27 protein-coding genes are annotated in these 18,042 nt (G+C 48.0%); 2 read left to right on the plus strand and 25 right to left on the minus strand.

The window, feature by feature from the left end; translation table 11 throughout:
- Window positions 1-299: 299 nt before the first annotated feature.
- Both AC506A_RS30295 and AC506A_RS30300 read right to left on the minus strand, forming a co-directional pair.
- Window positions 300-521 carry a hypothetical protein gene (locus tag AC506A_RS30295; protein WP_495464726.1) on the minus strand — a complete coding sequence of 74 codons (222 nt, stop codon included), beginning with the start codon at window positions 519-521 and terminating at the stop codon, window positions 300-302.
- A gap of 222 nt (window positions 522-743) precedes the next feature.
- On the minus strand, window positions 744-1,355 hold the full coding sequence (locus AC506A_RS30300; protein WP_495464727.1) for a stage II sporulation protein M: 612 nt from the start codon (window positions 1,353-1,355) through the stop codon (window positions 744-746).
- 108 nt (window positions 1,356-1,463) lie between these two features.
- On the opposite strand from AC506A_RS30300, the gene pdaB reads away from it, so the two are divergent.
- On the plus strand, window positions 1,464-2,267 hold the full coding sequence (gene pdaB, locus AC506A_RS30305) for a polysaccharide deacetylase family sporulation protein PdaB (RefSeq protein ID WP_495464728.1): 804 nt from the start codon (window positions 1,464-1,466) through the stop codon (window positions 2,265-2,267).
- Between the two features lie 13 nt (window positions 2,268-2,280).
- On the opposite strand, the gene AC506A_RS30310 is transcribed toward pdaB, so the two are convergent.
- Window positions 2,281-2,916 carry a KinB-signaling pathway activation protein gene (locus tag AC506A_RS30310; protein WP_495464729.1) on the minus strand — a complete coding sequence of 212 codons (636 nt, stop codon included), beginning with the start codon at window positions 2,914-2,916 and terminating at the stop codon, window positions 2,281-2,283.
- Window positions 2,917-3,122: 206 nt separating this feature from the next.
- Between AC506A_RS30310 and gerD the strand changes: the two genes are divergently transcribed.
- Window positions 3,123-3,845, plus strand: a complete 723-nt coding sequence (gerD, locus tag AC506A_RS30315) for a spore germination lipoprotein GerD (RefSeq protein WP_495464730.1) — start codon at window positions 3,123-3,125, stop codon at window positions 3,843-3,845.
- 85 nt (window positions 3,846-3,930) lie between these two features.
- Here gerD and AC506A_RS30320 read toward each other — a convergent pair whose 3' ends face one another.
- The 22 genes from AC506A_RS30320 to rplF all read right to left on the minus strand — a co-directional run bounded on the left by AC506A_RS30320 (window position 3,931) and on the right by rplF (window position 18,027).
- Entirely contained in the window at window positions 3,931-5,016 is a 1,086-nt protein-coding gene (locus tag AC506A_RS30320; protein ID WP_495464731.1) for a P-loop NTPase, read from the minus strand.
- A gap of 101 nt (window positions 5,017-5,117) precedes the next feature.
- A complete protein-coding gene (gene cwlD / locus AC506A_RS30325; RefSeq protein ID WP_495464732.1) occupies window positions 5,118-5,903 on the minus strand; it encodes an N-acetylmuramoyl-L-alanine amidase CwlD in 786 nt (261 codons plus the stop codon).
- A 104-nt stretch (window positions 5,904-6,007) separates the two neighbouring features.
- Entirely contained in the window at window positions 6,008-7,174 is a 1,167-nt protein-coding gene (gene sat, locus AC506A_RS30330) for a sulfate adenylyltransferase (protein ID WP_495464733.1), read from the minus strand.
- A gap of 17 nt (window positions 7,175-7,191) precedes the next feature.
- Window positions 7,192-7,884 carry a phosphoadenylyl-sulfate reductase gene (locus AC506A_RS30335; RefSeq protein WP_495464734.1) on the minus strand — a complete coding sequence of 231 codons (693 nt, stop codon included), beginning with the start codon at window positions 7,882-7,884 and terminating at the stop codon, window positions 7,192-7,194.
- A gap of 150 nt (window positions 7,885-8,034) precedes the next feature.
- Complete coding sequence (gene rpsI, locus AC506A_RS30340) at window positions 8,035-8,427, minus strand: 30S ribosomal protein S9 (RefSeq protein ID WP_258385872.1); 393 nt, start codon at window positions 8,425-8,427, stop codon at window positions 8,035-8,037.
- A gap of 19 nt (window positions 8,428-8,446) precedes the next feature.
- The gene (gene rplM, locus AC506A_RS30345; RefSeq protein WP_090986290.1) at window positions 8,447-8,884 is read right to left on the minus strand and encodes a 50S ribosomal protein L13; all 438 of its coding nucleotides are present in this window, start codon (window positions 8,882-8,884) and stop codon (window positions 8,447-8,449) included.
- Between the two features lie 268 nt (window positions 8,885-9,152).
- On the minus strand, window positions 9,153-9,893 hold the full coding sequence (gene truA, locus AC506A_RS30350) for a tRNA pseudouridine(38-40) synthase TruA (RefSeq protein ID WP_495464735.1): 741 nt from the start codon (window positions 9,891-9,893) through the stop codon (window positions 9,153-9,155).
- 119 nt (window positions 9,894-10,012) lie between these two features.
- Window positions 10,013-10,381: a 50S ribosomal protein L17 gene (gene rplQ / locus AC506A_RS30355; protein ID WP_090583277.1), complete on the minus strand. Its 369-nt coding sequence runs from the start codon at window positions 10,379-10,381 to the stop codon at window positions 10,013-10,015.
- Window positions 10,382-10,432: 51 nt separating this feature from the next.
- The gene (locus AC506A_RS30360; RefSeq protein ID WP_090986294.1) at window positions 10,433-11,377 is read right to left on the minus strand and encodes a DNA-directed RNA polymerase subunit alpha; all 945 of its coding nucleotides are present in this window, start codon (window positions 11,375-11,377) and stop codon (window positions 10,433-10,435) included.
- A gap of 126 nt (window positions 11,378-11,503) precedes the next feature.
- The gene (gene rpsK / locus AC506A_RS30365) at window positions 11,504-11,899 is read right to left on the minus strand and encodes a 30S ribosomal protein S11 (RefSeq protein WP_090986296.1); all 396 of its coding nucleotides are present in this window, start codon (window positions 11,897-11,899) and stop codon (window positions 11,504-11,506) included.
- An 18-nt stretch (window positions 11,900-11,917) separates the two neighbouring features.
- On the minus strand, window positions 11,918-12,286 hold the full coding sequence (rpsM, locus tag AC506A_RS30370) for a 30S ribosomal protein S13 (RefSeq protein WP_091225571.1): 369 nt from the start codon (window positions 12,284-12,286) through the stop codon (window positions 11,918-11,920).
- 16 nt (window positions 12,287-12,302) lie between these two features.
- A complete protein-coding gene (gene rpmJ / locus AC506A_RS30375) occupies window positions 12,303-12,416 on the minus strand; it encodes a 50S ribosomal protein L36 (protein WP_003333770.1) in 114 nt (37 codons plus the stop codon).
- Between the two features lie 43 nt (window positions 12,417-12,459).
- Window positions 12,460-12,675, minus strand: a complete 216-nt coding sequence (gene infA, locus AC506A_RS30380; RefSeq protein WP_015847200.1) for a translation initiation factor IF-1 — start codon at window positions 12,673-12,675, stop codon at window positions 12,460-12,462.
- Window positions 12,676-12,677: 2 nt separating this feature from the next.
- Entirely contained in the window at window positions 12,678-12,950 is a 273-nt protein-coding gene (locus AC506A_RS30385; RefSeq protein WP_495464763.1) for a hypothetical protein, read from the minus strand.
- A 14-nt stretch (window positions 12,951-12,964) separates the two neighbouring features.
- Window positions 12,965-13,726, minus strand: coding sequence for a type I methionyl aminopeptidase (map, locus tag AC506A_RS30390; protein ID WP_495464736.1), 762 nt, complete (start codon window positions 13,724-13,726; stop codon window positions 12,965-12,967).
- A complete protein-coding gene (locus AC506A_RS30395) occupies window positions 13,723-14,376 on the minus strand; it encodes an adenylate kinase (protein WP_495464737.1) in 654 nt (217 codons plus the stop codon). The genes map and AC506A_RS30395 overlap by 4 nt, the downstream gene beginning before the upstream one ends.
- A gap of 88 nt (window positions 14,377-14,464) precedes the next feature.
- Window positions 14,465-15,763, minus strand: coding sequence for a preprotein translocase subunit SecY (gene secY, locus AC506A_RS30400; RefSeq protein ID WP_495464738.1), 1,299 nt, complete (start codon window positions 15,761-15,763; stop codon window positions 14,465-14,467).
- On the minus strand, window positions 15,764-16,204 hold the full coding sequence (gene rplO, locus AC506A_RS30405; protein ID WP_090986306.1) for a 50S ribosomal protein L15: 441 nt from the start codon (window positions 16,202-16,204) through the stop codon (window positions 15,764-15,766).
- Window positions 16,205-16,324: 120 nt separating this feature from the next.
- Window positions 16,325-16,510, minus strand: coding sequence for a 50S ribosomal protein L30 (rpmD, locus tag AC506A_RS30410; RefSeq protein WP_090583259.1), 186 nt, complete (start codon window positions 16,508-16,510; stop codon window positions 16,325-16,327).
- Between the two features lie 13 nt (window positions 16,511-16,523).
- The gene (gene rpsE / locus AC506A_RS30415) at window positions 16,524-17,021 is read right to left on the minus strand and encodes a 30S ribosomal protein S5 (protein ID WP_495464739.1); all 498 of its coding nucleotides are present in this window, start codon (window positions 17,019-17,021) and stop codon (window positions 16,524-16,526) included.
- A gap of 31 nt (window positions 17,022-17,052) precedes the next feature.
- Window positions 17,053-17,421, minus strand: coding sequence for a 50S ribosomal protein L18 (gene rplR, locus AC506A_RS30420; protein WP_495464740.1), 369 nt, complete (start codon window positions 17,419-17,421; stop codon window positions 17,053-17,055).
- A 63-nt stretch (window positions 17,422-17,484) separates the two neighbouring features.
- Window positions 17,485-18,027, minus strand: coding sequence for a 50S ribosomal protein L6 (gene rplF / locus AC506A_RS30425; protein ID WP_495464741.1), 543 nt, complete (start codon window positions 18,025-18,027; stop codon window positions 17,485-17,487).
- Between the last annotated feature and the right edge of the window lie 15 nt (window positions 18,028-18,042).

An 18,042-nucleotide genomic window follows, 5' to 3' on the forward strand; every position in this document is an offset into this window, starting at 1 on the left:
AGCGTTCGTCCTGAGCCAGGATCAAACTCTCCATAAAAGTGGTAAGCCCGAAGGCTTGGCCATTTTAAGAAATCGCTTGTTAGCTCATTCAAAAAACTAGCTTTGCAGAATGTTACTTCTGCGATTTATGACCATTTGACTGGTCGCTCATTGTTCAGTTTTCAAAGAACAAATTCCGTCGTTCATCGCCCGTGTCTCAGCGGCGACTTGATTAATATATCACACGCTTTATAAACAATGCAAGGGTTTTTTTGATTTTTTTATCCACATGTTCATAACCCCTTGTAAAACCCTTGATATCAGCGGTATGTACGCATATTCAGTGCATAACGGGAGAGCTCTTTCGGGGAGGCAATCCGAGCATACATGCGGAAAATAACTTTGTAACGTCTGGCAATCGCGGTTTTGATATCGCCATCTAGCCGGGAATCGTTCAAATCGAGCAGCATTTCGTCAAGTTCTTTGCGTAGGACGTAGTCGAGTTCTTTACATTCTTTGTCGTTGAACAGAATTCCGAGCATACCCGCTGGTGGCCCCCTTTAGTTAATCAGCCAAAAAAACATCGGCCAACAAGAAGAAACTGCTATTACCGCCAGAAAGCGGCACAATTTACTTCATATTATCCAAATTTCAGTAAAACGAAACGGTACCTACATGTTCTGAAATTTAGAAAAAGCGGCGCTTATCGCATGACACGATAAACGCCGCTTTATTGTTATGCTCAAATAATTGGAAATTTATTACTAACCAAGCAACCAAACTGTTACTGTACTTTCTATTACAGCCGCAACAATCAACATAAACACAATTAAAACCATCACTGGCAGTGTCCGTAGGACATATTGTTCAAGCTCCTGCCCCCAGCCTTTACGCTTCGTAAAGATGGTACCGAGCCCCTGAAGCATCATTCTGCCGAACCGTAATCCATACGCGCATGCAATTATAATAGCCGCGATCTCGATAATGCCATGCGGGAGCAGCCCCTTAAACACAATCGTAAATACAGCCTCATTGCCCTGTTCCGCTGTCTTGTGAACCAAGTAACCGAGCAGCATGCCATTAATGGCTAAGAACGCAATGGGGACGATCCCGAACAGCGAACCTACATACATGACCAGAATGGCTTTAATGGCATTATTGAAGAAAATAAACAACATTAAGAACAAGGTCGGGTGCGAGCTCGAGTTAATATTTTCAGCGACACCCTTCAGTCCACTGAGCTGGCTGTTGATAAAGGAGTCTAATGCCGGATTAGTTGCACCTACCACGATGCCGGCTAACAGAAAAATAGTGCTGAACGCGATGTAATGGCGCATCGTCTGCAAATGTCGAAGGATTTCTCTTGGCGAAAACATATGTGGGCGTCACCTCTTTGGGCTGTTTTTGGGATAACAAGAATAAGTTGTTGGTACGAGCATAGATTGTACTAGAACAAGCCCTTATTGGAGAGGAGTGCAATTGTAATGAATATGTTTTATGTAATGAACGGACGGAAACTGAAGCGTTACTTTCTAGTCACCGTAGGTATTTTGTTTGCTGCGGGCGTTATTTACGCGGAGAAAGACAATATTACTGTGTTTGCTCCCAATCAGCCTGCGGCCATCTACAGCGTTCCAACAGATAAGAAGGTGATTGCCCTAACGTTTGACATCAGCTGGGGAGAGAAACGAACGGAGCCGATCCTAGAGGTTTTGAAAGAGAAAGGCGTGAAGAACGTCACCTTCTTCCTCTCTTCGCCTTGGAGTCAGACCCATCCCGATATCGTGAAGAAGATCGTCGATGGCGGTTATGAAATTGGCAGTCACGGTCACAAGCATGATAACTACAGTACGTTCAGTGATGAAGAAATTCGCAGCCAGATCGAAACTGCTCAAACGATTTTGACCCAAGTTACCGGTAAAACACCAAGCTTGATCCGTATGCCTAATGGGGATTTTGACAAACGCGTTCTTCGTATTGCCGAGCAAATGAACTACAAAGTCATTCAATGGGACACCGATTCACTCGACTGGATGAATATTGGCACGGATAAAATCATCAATCGCGTAGTCGGTAAAGCCCATCCCGGTGATATCATTCTGATGCATGCCAGCGATTCCGTGAAGCAAACCCATGAAGCACTGCCGGCCATTATCGATCAGCTGCGCTCCAAGGGCTATGAATTTGTGACGGTATCGGAATTAATCGCCCAAACCGAGCTTCAAGGTAAAACGGTTCAGGATAAAACAGCGATGTTCGAGCAGCTGGATGCTTCAGCCGAACAATAATAGCAGCTACGGCTTATATGACCGGTTTCGCATCTGATGCGGAGCCGGTTCTTTGTTCTTTGCGCACAAGTTTGTGCAGCCACAAAATTTGGTAGGCATTACACACGAACATTGGGATGATCATAAATATCATTGCTGTTACGTTGCTTTCCTCGCCTCTAAGGCTTGGCCATGCTTCGAGCAGTGTAACTACAACTTGTAGGAACAACGTCGGAATGAATGCATTATTGTTCGTTAACTTGGCTTTGTAGTAGGCAACTGCCCATGATGCAAGTCCGAGACCCAGCGGCAACACCCAGAAAATCCAATTGTTATCCAACTTCATGCGATCCTGGTACAGCAAGTAGCCGATACCGCCTAGTGCAAACAACGTCGTATACGCTTGTAGTGCATTCCACATGTAGTTTCTGCGGATGACGCTAAGAGCGATGTAATTTAAGGTCATGTAAGCGAAGAAGCCCATTTGACTGAATGCGCCGAAAAGAAGTCCGACAAGCGCCATCATGGCGGCATTAAAGCCAGCTGCCTCCAATCCCATAAAGCCAAACGAAGCATCTGTCCATTGCATGATACTTCCGACGACGATTGTTACAACGCCGCCAACGGCCATCGTACTCCAAAATAAGAAAAACAATTTACGCAAGTTCACTATTTTCCACTCCTACAGGTTTGTTGAGATTGATGAATCCCGTATGTTTCAAGCGATTATCGCCAGCGTTTCCGAATATCCTGAAACTACCCTTCATTTTACCATGTCCCATACAAAAAGCCATGCTGCTTCCATGATAATACGATGAACATTGTCGCATACTACACACAGCAATAGTCGCTTTTCAGAAGGGAGACACTGACAGCATGGTTAAACGAATTACATGGCTTGGTGCCCTCATTGTCCTGACATTCAGCCTGACAAGCTGTGGTACGCAGCAATCCAGCGCATCGAGCGAGCCCATCAGCTATAAAGACATGAAGACAATGGTTATTGACATACTCAAAACCGAGGACGCGCAAAAAGCGCTTCAGGAATCGGCATCTGCCACAAGCGGTAACAACGGCTCCAGCATCCGGTCGCTATCCGTGCAGGATCAAGAGCAAGTTCGGCTAGCAGTCAAAGAAACGCTGGTGGCGCCGGAGTACAGCAAGGTTATTGAGAAGTTGATGACTGATCCTCGCTTTGCAGGAGAGTTTGCGAAAGCCGTAAATAAGCAAAATAAACAGATCCATAAGGATTTGCTGAAGGATCCTAGTTACCAAAAGGATCTCATTCAAGCGATGAAGACTCCGGAAATGGACAAAATGATCCTTGAAGTGCTGCAGAGCACCCAATACCGGAAACAAACCATGACGCTCATGCAGGAATCCATGCAAAATCCTCTATTCCGTCTTGAAATTCTGGATCTTCTCAAGAAAGCCGTTCAAGAAGAGCTTAAACCTAAGCCGGACGAGAAGGTTACGAAGGAAAAAGAAGGCGGCGATAAAGGCGGCGGCGAAGGAGAAGGAGAAGGCGGCGGTGAAGGTGGTGGCGAAGGAGAAGGCGGTGGCGAAGGTGACAGCGGCATGAGTGATCAAGGAGGTTGAAGAATAAAAAGCCAGTATTCTCACACGATTGTTGTGTGGAATACTGGCTTTTTAGCGTTCTATGCGATGCGTACGGAGCTGATTATTATGCTTCGCATTTCGCGATGACTCGATCGGCGATATCCAGGTAAATGCGGCCATTGTCGGTATCGGCTTTATACACCGAAGGTGCAAAATCGGGCTCTGACGGATGGTTGTCCGGTGCGCCCAGCGGAATTTGAGCAAGCAGCTCTGCATTCAGCGATTCAGCCAGCCTTGCACCGCCTCCGCGTCCGAATACATATTCAAGCTCACCGCTCTTGCTTACAAAGTAGGACATGTTCTCGACGATACCGATGATTTCATGTTCGGTCTTAATCGCCATCGCCCCTGCACGAGCAGCCACGAATGCTGCCGTTGCATGCGGCGTTGTGACGATGATTTCTTTGCTTTGCGGGAGCATCTGATGCACATCAAGCGCTACATCGCCTGTTCCCGGCGGCAGATCGAGCAACAAATAATCCAGCTCGCCCCACTCGATTTCAGCAAAGAAATTGCGGAGCATCTTCCCTAGCATTGGGCCGCGCCAGACGATTGGCGCATTGTCCTCTACGAAGAAGCCCATCGACATGACGCGTACGCCGAACTTCTCGATCGGAATGACGCGCTCATTCACGATCTGAGGACGTTCTTCGATGCCCATCATATCGGGCACGCTAAAGCCGTAAATGTCCGCGTCGATGATACCGACGCGTTTGCCCTTGCGGGCTAAGGCGACCGCGAGATTGACGGTCACCGTGGATTTGCCGACGCCGCCTTTGCCGCTGGCGACGGCGATGAACTGCACCCCGCTGCTGCTATTCAGCAGCGGATGTGCCTCTAGCCCGGCCCCGTGGCCACGTACGGGGCCATTGGCCGCGGCCTGCGGCTGCGCTGCCGCGGGCTGCTGCGCCGCAGGCGCGCCTTCGCCGGCACGAAACCGGAAGTGCGCGGTTTCGGCCCCGGCGGCGGCAAGCGCTGCTCGCAGCGCAGCCTCGAGCGCGGGCTCAGCGCTCGCGCTTGCCCCAAGGACCGTCATGGAAACGTGACGGTCTTCCTTAACCATCACATCGCGGAAGGTTATCGCACCTTCCGCCATATATGGGGCCGCCGCAGACTCGGCGACCGCTAAAGCTTCTATGCGGGTCAACATGTTCAACCGTCTCCTCTTGTCCTTGAATGAATGCTTATAACAACGTGTGTGTATGTACTTGTTCCATTATAACAAGACCAAGACCCTGTTCCAAGCCGTGGTTATTTAGGATCGGTCGGTTCCGTGCCGGAAGCTGATCCCCATTTCTCACCGGCAGTAAAGCGTAGAACACCTTGATAGATCGAAGCCGCAACCTTTTTCTGATACTCTGCATCAGCCAGCTTCGCCGCCTCACCTGGATTGGATAAGAATCCAACTTCCACAAGGGCACTCGGAACTTCATCCATTGCTTTGAGCAGATATACTGTATTCACAGTTGCAGCTACCCGCTCGGTATTTGCCAGATTGCGCCGAATTTCATCTTGAATCAAAGAGGCAAGAACCGCATTCTCCGGTAAGTTCGGATAGAAGAACGTCTGTGCACCTGACCAACGCGGGGAAGGGATGCTGTTCATATGAATGCTGAGTAACAAAGAGGCGTTTTTATCCTTTACAAACTTAGCACGATTAACTAAATCCTGCGTCTTACGTTTGCTAATCTTCGATGTACCTTCCTCGGCCAGGTCGTAATCCCCTTCTCGTGTCATAACAACAATCGCTCCGGACTGCTGCAAATAATCTCTAAGCTGCAAGGCGATGGCTAAATTCAAATCCTTCTCCACCATTCCTTGCTTGCTGACCGCACCGCCATCAACTCCGCCGTGTCCGGCATCAATAGCGATCACTTTACCGGATAATGGCAGCGTCCAATACGTCCAGGTGCGTGTAGCGGGCACTTCCTGCGTGAGCAGGATCACAGTCAGTATAACCGCCACCACGCCAAGGGAAATGCGTACAGCACCGCGATACGTAATCCAGATGACGAAACGTTTCCGAACTCCGCGCATACAAAAAGCCACCCCAATCTCCATCCGATGATCGTTCACAGGAGTCTGTCCTGTGCTCTTTATCATCTTATGGGACGAGGTGGCCTGTTATGCGCAACCTGTCCTTAATTCACAGGTTGTTCAGACATGCCTTCAATAAGAATTTTTGCTACTTCCGGACGTGAGAATTCCGGTGGCGGGCAAACACCATCGCGAAGCAGCGCGCGAACTTTTGTACCTGACAACGTGAGATGACTCTCTTTGTCATGCGGGCAAGTTTTGCTCGATGCCATATTTCCGCATTTCGTGCAGAAGAAGCTGTGTTCGAAATAAAGTGGAATAATGCCAAGTTCATCCGCTGTAAACGAACGAAGCAGATCTTGTGCTTCATATGTGCCGTAGTAGTCGCCTACACCGGCGTGGTCACGACCTACGATGAAGTGTGTACAGCCGTAGTTTTTGCGAACCATCGCATGGAAGATCGCTTCACGAGGGCCAGCATAACGCATAGCCGCCGGGAACACGCCTAGGAAAGTCCGATCAGCAGGGTAATAGTTCTCTAACAGCGCGATGTAACTCTTCATCCGTACGTTTGCAGGCACATCATCCGATTTGGTTTCGCCTACCAGCGGATTCAAGAACAACGCATCTACGATTTCCATAGCACACTTCTGAATATATTCATGTGCACGGTGAACCGGGTTACGCGTTTGGAAGCCAACGATCGTGCGCCAGCCTTTATCCGCGAAAATCTGTCTTGTTTGAGAAGGATCAAAGTAGAACTCATTGAACTTCTCAGGAACCGGACGGTTAAGAACCGTAATCGGTCCTCCAACATACGTATTAGGGCGGCTGAAGGTTTTCGCTACACCTGGGTGCTCCATATCATCTGTCTTATAGACATTAACTGCTTCATGCTTCAGATCAACGCTGTAGATGCTTTCAATATCGATAAGGCCATAAACAATACCATCTTCGCCTACAAGCGCAGCACGCTGCCCTGTGGACAGTTCAGAAGCCTTCACTTCTTCTACAGCGAGCGTAATTGGAATACTCCATACTGTGCCGTCAGCAAGACGCATACGTTCAACGACAGAACGATAGTCGGCTTCATTCAAGAAACCGGTAAGCGGCGAAAAAGCACCTACTCCGATGAGGTCTAAGTCTGAAACTGCCCATGTGTTTACGATGATAACCGGTAATGCTGCCGCTTCTGCCAGCAGCGCATCGCGCTCAGCTCCGCTTGCGATTCGGTTGATGAGTACGCCGCCATGTGGCTTAATGCTGCTCATGATCTGAAATCCCCCTCTTATTTATGCAATCCGCATTCTGTTTTCTCTTGACCTGACCAACGACCAGCACGCGGATCTTCTCCAGGCATAACCTGACGTGTGCAATGTTCACAGCCGATGCTCGGATAATGGTTGTCGTGGAGCGGATTGTAGTACACATTGTTCGTGCGAATGTAATCCCATACATCCTCACTAGTCCAGTTCGCTATTGGATTGAATTTCACCAATCCGAACTTTGTATCGTATTCAATCTTTTTCGCGTTCGCACGTGTAGGAGCTTGGTCACGGCGAATGCCTGTAATCCAAGCCTCATATTTGGAAAGAATTTGCGTCAAAGGCTGTACTTTACGGATATCACAGCATTGATTCGCAGCGCTCTTCCAAAGCTCCTCACCGTATTGAGCAGCTTGCTCTTCAGGCGTAATCAAAGGCTTCACTTCTACAAAGTTAAGGCTGTAGATATCCGCCATTTTGTCGCGTGTCTCATACGTTTCTTTAAAGTGGAAATCTGTATCCAGATAGAAGATATCTGTTTTAGGGCTAATTTTTTGCAGCATATCGACAAGTACGACATCTTCCGCACCAAAGCTGCATGCAAAGGTAATGTTCGGGAATGTTTCCACAGCGAATTTAATAATCTCCTGGGGAGTAGCGGTTTCCAATTCTTCCGCTTTTTGCTTGATGAGTGCCTCTTTTTCAAACAAGTTCATGTTGATGCCCCTCCATATCCAAATTCCTAGTAAACTAATCTACATTAAATTATACGTCGATTGCTTCATTTGTTCAATATTTTTAAATAATTGAAAACATGAAAAAAATGCCTTTCCTGTAAACAGGAAAGGCATTTTCGTAAGTCGATATTAACGTTTCGAGAATTGTGGCGCGCGACGTGCTGCTTTAAGACCGTATTTTTTACGCTCTTTCATACGTGGGTCACGAGTCAAGAATCCTGCGCGTTTCAAAGCTGGACGGAATTCCGGATCTGCTTTAAGCAGAGCACGGGAGATACCGTGACGGATAGCGCCGGCTTGACCGGAGATACCGCCGCCGTGTGCGATAACCAAGATATCGTATTTGCTTCCAGTCTCAGTAAGAGCAAGCGGTTGTTTAACGATTAGCTTCAGTGTTTCCAGACCGAAGTAATCATTCAAGTCACGCTTGTTAATAATGATTCGTCCTTCACCCGGCACGAGACGTACACGTGCTACAGAGTGTTTACGACGACCGGTTCCATAGTATTGAACTTGTGCCATGAAACTGTCCTCCCTCTATTTACCCGCGAAGTTCGTAAACTTCTGGATTTTGTGCTTGATGTGGATGTTCTGGTCCGGCATAAACTTTGAGCTTCATCTTCATTTTATCGCCAAGACGATTCTTTGGAAGCATGCCGTAGATAGCTTGCTCCAATACTAGCTCTGGTTTGTTCTTGATCATGTCCTGAGCCGGAGTTACTTTAAGTCCGCCTTGGTACATGGAGTGACGGTAGTACATTTTGTTTTGAAGTTTCTTACCAGTAAGGTGAATTTTCTCCGCGTTGATGACAACTACAAAGTCACCAGTATCAACGTGTGGAGTAAATGTTGGTTTGTGCTTGCCGCGGATCAGGCTAGCAGCTTCGCTCGCTAAGCGACCAAGCGTTTTGCCTTCTGCGTCAATGACAAACCATTTGCGATCAACTTCACTGGACTTTGCCATATAGGTAATGCGCATGGATGTTCCTCCTTGTTCATTCAAACATTGGTTCTAATTTATAATGTTACGGTACCGTTATAGTGAATGGCGAATCGACTATAAGTCTCCTCAAGCCTTCAGCTTTAACCGGCTCGATTCCATTCAAAAGTGTTACTGTTGGTTGGCAATCTCAGTCGGGGCTGTGGGAGAGCCACTAAGAAAGCACAAGTTATATTCTACAACATAGGATTAACAAGTGCAAGCTATTTGTTTAGGCTTTATGCCTTTTGAGCACTGGTAATACTCGTCAATCGTCGTAGGAAACTTCCCAAAGCATCAGACCGTGAGCCATCGCTGTCGGTCCGGCCACAGTACGGTCCTTGGCCTCCAGAATATGCTCAAAATCAGACACGGTTAGCTTCCCTTCCCCTACCCATAGTAAGGTGCCCACAATGATTCTCACCATGTTATAGAGAAAGCCATCACCAGTCACAAATAGATCCAATTTCCCTTCGCCTTGTTCGATTCTCGCCTCTAGGATCGTTCGCACATGTGTACGCTTCGTAGAACGCTGCGAAGCAAAGGAAGTGAAATCATGCTTGCCTACCACTTTGGACAACGCTTCCCTCATCTCAGGCAAGCGAAGAGGCATGGGATAATGGAACCGGTAATCCCGTTCGAAGACATCTGCAAACTTATTGGTATCGATGGAGTAGCGATACGTCTTCCGTTTCGCACTGTAGCTTGAATGAAAATCAAGCGGCACTTCATCGGCCTTTAAGATGGCGATGTCACCCGGCAATCGAGAGTTCAAGGCGAGCGCCCAGCGTCCAATCGGTATTGGCGAGGAGGTGACGAAATTAAACACCTGCCCCCTCGCGTGAACACCTGCATCCGTTCTTCCGGATGCCACGATATGCACTTTCTCACCGGTCAACACATGAATCGCTTGCACAAGCACATCCTGCACCGTATTTCCGATGGGCTGCGTTTGAAAGCCATGATAATGCGTTCCTACATAGCTGACAACCATCCGTATGTTCTTCATCCCATATGGTCCCCCTTATGCATGGTATCAAGGGCAACAAAAAAAGGTGGCCGCAAGGTCCACCCTTTCCGAAAGAAACTTTCGCGGGCGCCAGTTATGTCGCCAGCCGTTTCTTCTTGCTACGCGCGATCCACCAGTTCCAAGTAAACCATAGGTGCCGCGTCACCGCGACGTGGTCCTAGTTTCAAAATACGCGTATATCCGCCCGGACGTTCCGAGTAACGGGTAGCCAGTTCGGAGAACAATTTTTGAATTGCATCTTGCTCACCAGCAACCAGTGACTCACGGCGAACGAAAGCTGCAACTTGACGACGAGCGTGCAGATCACCACGTTTTGCAAGTGTGATCAGCTTCTCAGCGATTGGACGAAGCTCTTTCGCTTTTGCCTCAGTCGTTTGAATGCGCTCATACAAGAACAAGTCAGTAACGAGGTCACGGAACAATGCTTTCCGGGAGCTAGCGTCACGGCTCAATTTTGAATATGCCATCGATTTTCCCCTCCTTAAAACAGTCTATCGACCTTTAGTCTACGCTGCTTTTTATTCTTCCATGCGGAGGCCAAGACCCAATTCTTCGAGCTTTTCTTGAACTTCTTCCAAAGACTTGCGTCCGAGGTTACGGACTTTCATCATGTCTTCTTCTGTTTTCGTGATCAGCTCTTGGACGGTGTTGATACCTGCACGTTTCAGACAGTTATAAGAACGAACCGAGAGATCGAGTTCTTCGATCGTCATCTCAAGTACTTTCTCTTTCTTGTCTTCTTCTTTTTCAACCATGATCTCAGCATCTTTCGCTTCGTCAGTCAAACCAACGAACAGATCCAGATGCTCAGTCAAAATTTTGGCACCGAGGCTTACAGCCTCTTCCGGACGAATGCTTCCGTCGGTCCAAACTTCAAGTGTGAGTTTATCGTAGTTAGTCACTTGACCAACACGAGTGTTCTCAACCGAGTAGTTTACACGAGTAATCGGTGTGTAGATCGAATCTACAGGAATGACGCCAATTGGTTGGTCTTCCCGTTTATTACGATCTGCTTGCACATAACCGCGTCCGCGATTAGCAAATACCCGCATGTGGAGCCGTGCACCGGAGGCCAGCGTCGCGATATGAAGATCAGGGCTTAAAATCTCGACATCGCTGTCTGCGCGAATATCGCCAGCCGTAACGTTGCCATCGCCTTCTGCGTCAATTTCCAATACCTTCTCTTCGTCGGAATGGATTTTCAGCGAGAGGCCTTTGAGATTCAGGATGATTTCGGTAACGTCCTCCATCACACCTGGAACCGTAGAGAACTCGTGAAGTACACCATCGATTTGAACAGAGGTTACCGCTGCACCAGGCAGCGATGACAACAGGATCCGGCGCAGGGAATTCCCGAGCGTTGCTCCGTATCCACGTTCAAGCGGTTCAACTACGAACCTTCCGTACGTGCCATCCTCGTTTAGTTCTACGGTTTCGATTTTCGGCTTTTCGATCTCAATCACAAATAGTACCCTCCCTCAAAACGTCGCTCCGTTACCATTATCGCATAAGTAGTCTAATCATGTAGTATGGCAAACCTTCACAACCATTATTCACAAGTTGTAGTCATTTGATACCACAAATATTGACTATACGCGACGACGTTTTGGCGGGCGGCATCCGTTGTGCGGAACTGGAGTAACGTCTTTAATAAGGTTAACTTCCAGACCTGCTGCTTGAAGCGAACGGATTGCTGCTTCACGGCCTGCGCCAGGACCTTTAACCATTACTTCGACAGTTTTCATGCCGTGTTCCATTGCCGCTTTTGCTGCGGATTCAGCAGCCATTTGAGCTGCGAACGGCGTGCTCTTACGGGAACCTTTAAAGCCGAGGTTACCCGAGCTTGCCCAAGAAATCGCGTTTCCGTGCGGATCAGTAATCGTAACGATCGTATTATTGAATGTCGAGCGGATATGCGCTACGCCAGTATCAATATTTTTACGGTCACGACGTTTCGTACGAACCACTTTTTTTGGTTTAGCCATTTCGGTTATCCCTCCTTCTTATTTCTTCTTGTTCGCTACAGTCCGGCGAGGACCTTTACGCGTACGAGCATTTGTTTTCGTCCGTTGACCACGAACCGGAAGACCACGACGGTGACGAACACCGCGATAGCAGCCGATCTCGATCAGACGTTTGATGTTAAGCGAAATTTCGCGGCGAAGGTCGCCTTCTACTTTAACCGTTTTGTCGATAGTTTCGCGAAGTTGGCTGACTTCATCTTCTGTCAGATCACGAACGCGAGTATTTTCGCTAATACCGGTTGTGCTAAGAATTTTATTAGCAGTCGTTCTGCCAATACCGAAGATGTATGTCAGAGCGATGACAACGCGCTTATCACGCGGTAAGTCTACACCAGCAATACGTGCCATGTATCGTTATCCCTCCTTATCCTTGTTTTTGTTTGTGTTTCGGATTTTCACAAATCACCATAACATTGCCTTTGCGGCGAATGACTTTACATTTCTCGCAAATCGGCTTGACCGATGGTCTAACCTTCATTGTGATTACCTCCCGAATTCTTTCGTCGGCAGACCTTTAAGGCCTACTTCCGATAGGTAATGCGTCCTCTAGATAAATCATAAGGCGACAATTGAATGACTACTTTATCTCCCGTCAGAATGCGGATAAAATGCATTCTGAGCTTGCCCGATACATGGGCGAGAATCTGGTGTCCATTCTCAAGTTCAACCTTGAACATGGCGTTAGGTAGTGGTTCGATGACCGTACCTTCGACTTCAATGACGTCTTCTTTGGCCATAGTCATTCTCCTTTCCCTTGCACAGCCTTCTGAATAACATAACGCAGTTTAGCGTTAGTAACACGGCCGGTTTCCCGCATGCTGTCAGCCACTTCATGACTGACGACCGGTTGCATCAGAAGATGCAGTACGTTCTTCTTCTTCGATTGATCGAAGCGCCGCTTGTCTCCGTCAGCTACAAGGACGAAACGTTCATCCAGAACCTGAATGATGACGGCGTATGAGCCTCCGTCTTTTCCTTTAAGGACCTTAACTATACGGCCGATCTCCGGCATGTGTTCCAATGCACTCAACCTGCCTGCTCCCTGGATAGGGTTAAGATTTCGCAGCCATCCTCTGTGACGGCAACCGTGTGCTCGAAATGAGCGCACCAGCTGTTATCCTGTGTAACGACTGTCCAATTGTCCTCCAGCGTACGCACATATCGCTCACCGATGTTGACCATCGGTTCTATCGCCAGCACCATTCCTGGTTTTAGACGAGGTCCGCGATCGGGTAATCCGAAATTCGGGATTTGCGGTTCTTCGTGCAGATCTGCACCAATGCCATGCCCCACAAAGTCTCGAACAACAGAAAAACCAGCAGCTTCAATCACTTGTTGAATCGCATGCGAGATGGTAAACAAACGAACATCCGGTTTCACGAGCGTGAGCCCTGCATATAGCGATTGTTCTGTAATGTCGAGCAGTCGCTGGGACTCTTCACTAATATTGCCTACAGCGTAGGTCCAAGCGGAATCGCCATGAAACCCTTTATACTGTGCGCCAATATCTATGCTGATGATGTCACCATCATTCAGCTTGCGTGATCCTGGAATACCGTGTACCAGCTCATTGTTTACAGAAGCGCAGATACTGGCAGGAAATTGATTGTACCCTTTAAAAGAAGGTATTGCGTCCTGACTGCGAATGTACGATTCAGCAATATCGTCCAATTCTTTGGTCGTAATGCCGGGATGAATAGCTTGTTTGAGCAAGCGATGCGTCTCCGATACAATTCGGCCAGCTATTCTCATTACTTGCAATTCCGATTCGGATTTGCAAATGATCATTCTGCTGTTCCCCGCAGGCAGCCTACGATGTCAGCTGTCACTTCGTCGATTTCTTTCTCGCCGTCTACTTCGCACAAAACGGCTTTACTTGTGTAGTACTCAAGTAATGGAGCTGTTTTGGAGATATATTCGTCGAGACGCGTGCCTACTTTTGCTTCCGTATCGTCTGACCGCTGATATAGCTCACCGCCGCATTTATCACAAACGCCTTCTTGCTTCGGCGGGTTGAACATAACATGGTAAGTGGAGCCGCATGCTTTACAAATGCGACGACCGGTCAGACGCGCAAGCAGTAGACCGCGGTCAACCTTCAAGTTAACAACATGATCGATACTGCGTCCCATTTCAGCCAACATCCCGTCCAGCGCCTCAGCTTGTTGCAGTGTGCGAGGAAATCCATCCAGCAGGAAGCCGCTATTACAATCCTCAACTTGGAGACGTTCACGAACGATGCCGTTCGTAATTTCATCCGGGACAAGAAGTCCTTGATCCACGAATTCTTTAGCCTTCAGACCAAGAGGTGTGCCTTGCTTCATTGCTAAACGGAAAGCATCGCCAGTAGAAATGTGCGGGACACTGAAAGTGTCCACGATACGTTCCGCCTGTGTGCCTTTGCCGGCGCCCGGAGGGCCCATGAATAAGATGTTCATTAGCGTGTTCCTCGCTTTAAACATAATAGGCTCGGCCGGGTCCCGCCACACAAGTTAGATGCGCGGAAGCCCGCTTGCGAACCTATTGTTATTTATTGATAAACCCTTTGTAGTGGCGCTTGATCAATTGCGTCTCGATTTGCTTCATCGTATCCAGTGCAACACCGATTACGATTAGCAGCGAGGTTCCGCCGAGCTTCACATCACGAGGCAAATCAGCGAGCGTGCCGAAGAGTACCGGCAAGATCGAGATGAGCGATAGGAAAATCGCTCCGCTGAGTGTGATCCGCGACATGACGCGCGTAATGTAGGAAGATGTCGGTTTACCAGGACGAATCCCAGGAATGTAACCACCATTTTTCTTCATTTGATCGGCCATCTGCACCGGATTGATTTGCACAAACGTGTAGAAGAACGTGAAAGCGATAATCAGAATTACGTACAACACCATGCCAAGCGGCTTGTCGTAGTACATATGAGTTTGAACCCAAGATGCCCATGCATGTGTCGACCAGAAGTTCGCGATCGTAACCGGGAACATAAGGAGCGATACCGCAAAGATAACTGGGATAACACCTGCACCGTTAACTTTCAGCGGAATGTGAGTGGATTGCCCACCATACATTTTCCGTCCAACGACGCGTTTAGCGTATTGAACCGGAATCTTACGAATACCTTGTTGTACAAAGATAACGCCGACGATAATTGCGACGATCGCAATTAGAATCACCACTACCTTAATAATGCTAAGGAAGATGTTGCTTGCATCAACAAACTCCGCTGTGTAGATCGAACGCGCATGTGAAGGTATTGCTGCTACGATACCGGCAAAGATGAGGACCGAGATCCCATTGCCGATGCCTCTCTCTGTAATCTGCTCACCGAGCCACATGAGGAAGGCTGTTCCTGCCGTTAGAATTATCGCAATCATAATATAATCCGTAACCGTTGCACCAGGAATCATATCGTACTGATATTGTCTGTTAAAACCAATTGCAGTACCAAAACCTTGGACTAGACCAAGGACGATCGTACCGTAACGAGTAATCTGAGCAAGTTTACGTTTACCGTTCTCGCCTTCCTTCGCCCATTCGGCGAATTTAGGGATAACGTCCATCGACAGAAGCTGTACGATGATCGATGAGGTAATGTAAGGCATGATCCCGATCGCAAAGATCGAGAACTGGAACAGTGCCCCACCGGAAAACGTATTAAGCAAACCAAACAATTCAGAACCGGCCTGATCCGTTTGTGTAAATACATCTTTGTTGACACCAGGAACCGGAATAAAGGAACCGATACGGTAAATCAACAGGATGAACAGCGTGAACAGGATCCGCTTGCGAAGGTCTTCCACTTTCCAAATGTTGGACACGGTCTTGAACAATTAGATCACCTCGGTTTTACCGCCGGCAGCCTGGATTTTCTCTACCGCAGATTGAGAGAACTTGCTTGCTTTTACCGTAAGTTGAACAGTGATTTCGCCGTTACCCAAGATCTTGATTCCGCTCTGTGGGTTTTTAACGATACCTTGCTCAAGCAGAAGCTCAGGTGTTACCTCTGTGCCAGCTGCAAAGCTGTTCAACTCATCGATGTTCACAATCGCATACTCTTTACGGAATGGGTTGTTGAAGCCGCGTTTAGGCAAGCGACGGTACAATGGGTTTTGTCCGCCCTCGAACCCTGGGCGAACGCCACCACCGGAACGAGCATTTTGACCTTTGTGACCACGACCGGCTGTTTTACCGTTGCCGCTACCAATACCACGGCCTTTACGGAAACCTTCTTTACGAGAACCCGGTGCTGGTGAAAGTTCATGCAATTTCATCGTACGTTGCACCTCCTTAATGTTTTACGCTGCTTTCTGTACGAGTTTGCTTCATCAGCAAAACTCGTCTTTGAAAGCATACAGTTGAAGCGGTATATCATTTACGCCATTAATGACGATTTATGCTTGTACTTCTTCCACTTTGATCAAGTGGCTGACATGAGTGATCATGCCACGAATAGCCGGGCTGTCACTGTGGACAACCGATTGACGAATTTTGCGAAGACCAAGCGTTGCAACAGTCGCACGCTGCTTCTCGTTACGACCGATCAGGCTGCGTACGAGAGTGATTTGCAATTTTGCCATCGTATTCTCCTCCTTAGCCCAAAAGCTCTTTCACGGTTTTGCCACGAAGTTTAGCAACGTCCTCGGCACGTTTCAGACGGGAAAGTCCTTCTAGTGTCGCGTTAACCATATTCATGGAGTTTGAAGAACCAAGCGATTTGGTTAGAATATCGCCAACACCTGCAAGCTCAAGAACGGCACGAACCGGTCCGCCTGCAATTACTCCAGTACCTTCTGATGCTGGTTTAAGCAATACACGGCCAGCGCCGAAGTGTCCGAGCACTTGATGTGGGATTGTTGTTCTCACAAGTGGTACATGGATCAGGTTTTTCTTAGCATCTTCGATACCTTTGCGGATTGCATCCGGTACCTCGCCAGCTTTACCGATCCCTGCGCCAACATATCCTTTACCGTCACCTACAACTACCAGCGCGCTGAAGCTGAAACGGCGTCCGCCTTTTACTACTTTCGCTACACGGTTGATTTGAACTACTTTTTCAGTTAGTTCCAACGTATTTGGATCGATACGCAAGTCGACTTACCTCCTTCATAAGTATTATCGATTAAAACTCAAGTCCTGCTTCGCGAGCTGCATCAGCCAGTGCTTGAATTCTTCCATGGTACAAGTAACCGCCGCGGTCGAAAACCACTTTGTCTACGCCTTTCGCTTTAGCGCGAGAAGCGATAACTTCGCCGATTTTACGAGCAGCCTCGATGTTACCACCATTGGTGAATTGTTCTGCAATTTCTTTATCTAGCGTGGACGCTGAAGCGACCGTTACGCCTAGAACATCATCAATCAGTTGTGCATAGATGTGTTTGGAGGAACGGAATACAGAGAGACGCGGACGCTGCGTAGTTCCGTTGATTTTCTTACGCACACGCAGGTGACGTTTGAGACGTGCTTTGTTTTTATCGCCTTTTGTAATCATTCGTTGTACACTCCTTTCCTTGTGCTTATGAAGCTATCCGATTAAGCAGCGCTAGGCAGCTGCTTACTTCTTCTTACCAGCTTTACCTTCTTTACGAAGGATACGCTCGCCTTCATACTTGATACCTTTACCTTTATACGGCTCAGGCTCACGTACGGAGCGAATTTTCGCAGCAGTTGCACCAACGAGTTCTTTATCGATGCCTCTAACAGTGATTTTCGTGTTCGATGGAACATCGAACTCGATTCCGCTCTCAGGAGTAATTTCTACTGGATGCGAGTAACCAACGTTAAGAACGATTTTCTCGCCAGTTTTGTTTGCACGGTAACCAACGCCTACTAGCTCAAGGTTTTTTGCAAAACCTTCAGTTACACCACTAACCATGTTAGCGATGACGCTGCGAGTTGTACCGTGCAGGGAACGATGCAATTTATTGTCAGAAGGACGCTCTACTGTAATTACACTGTCAGCAACAACCACTTTCATATCCTTGTGGAGTTCGCGGCTCAGTGTACCTTTAGGTCCTTTAACAGTGATCAAGCTGTTGTCCAAGTCGATGTTTACGCCACCTGGAACTTGGATCGGTTTACGGCCAATACGAGACATTGTTACACCTCCAAT

This window comes from Paenibacillus sp. N22P23 (assembly GCF_059383735.1).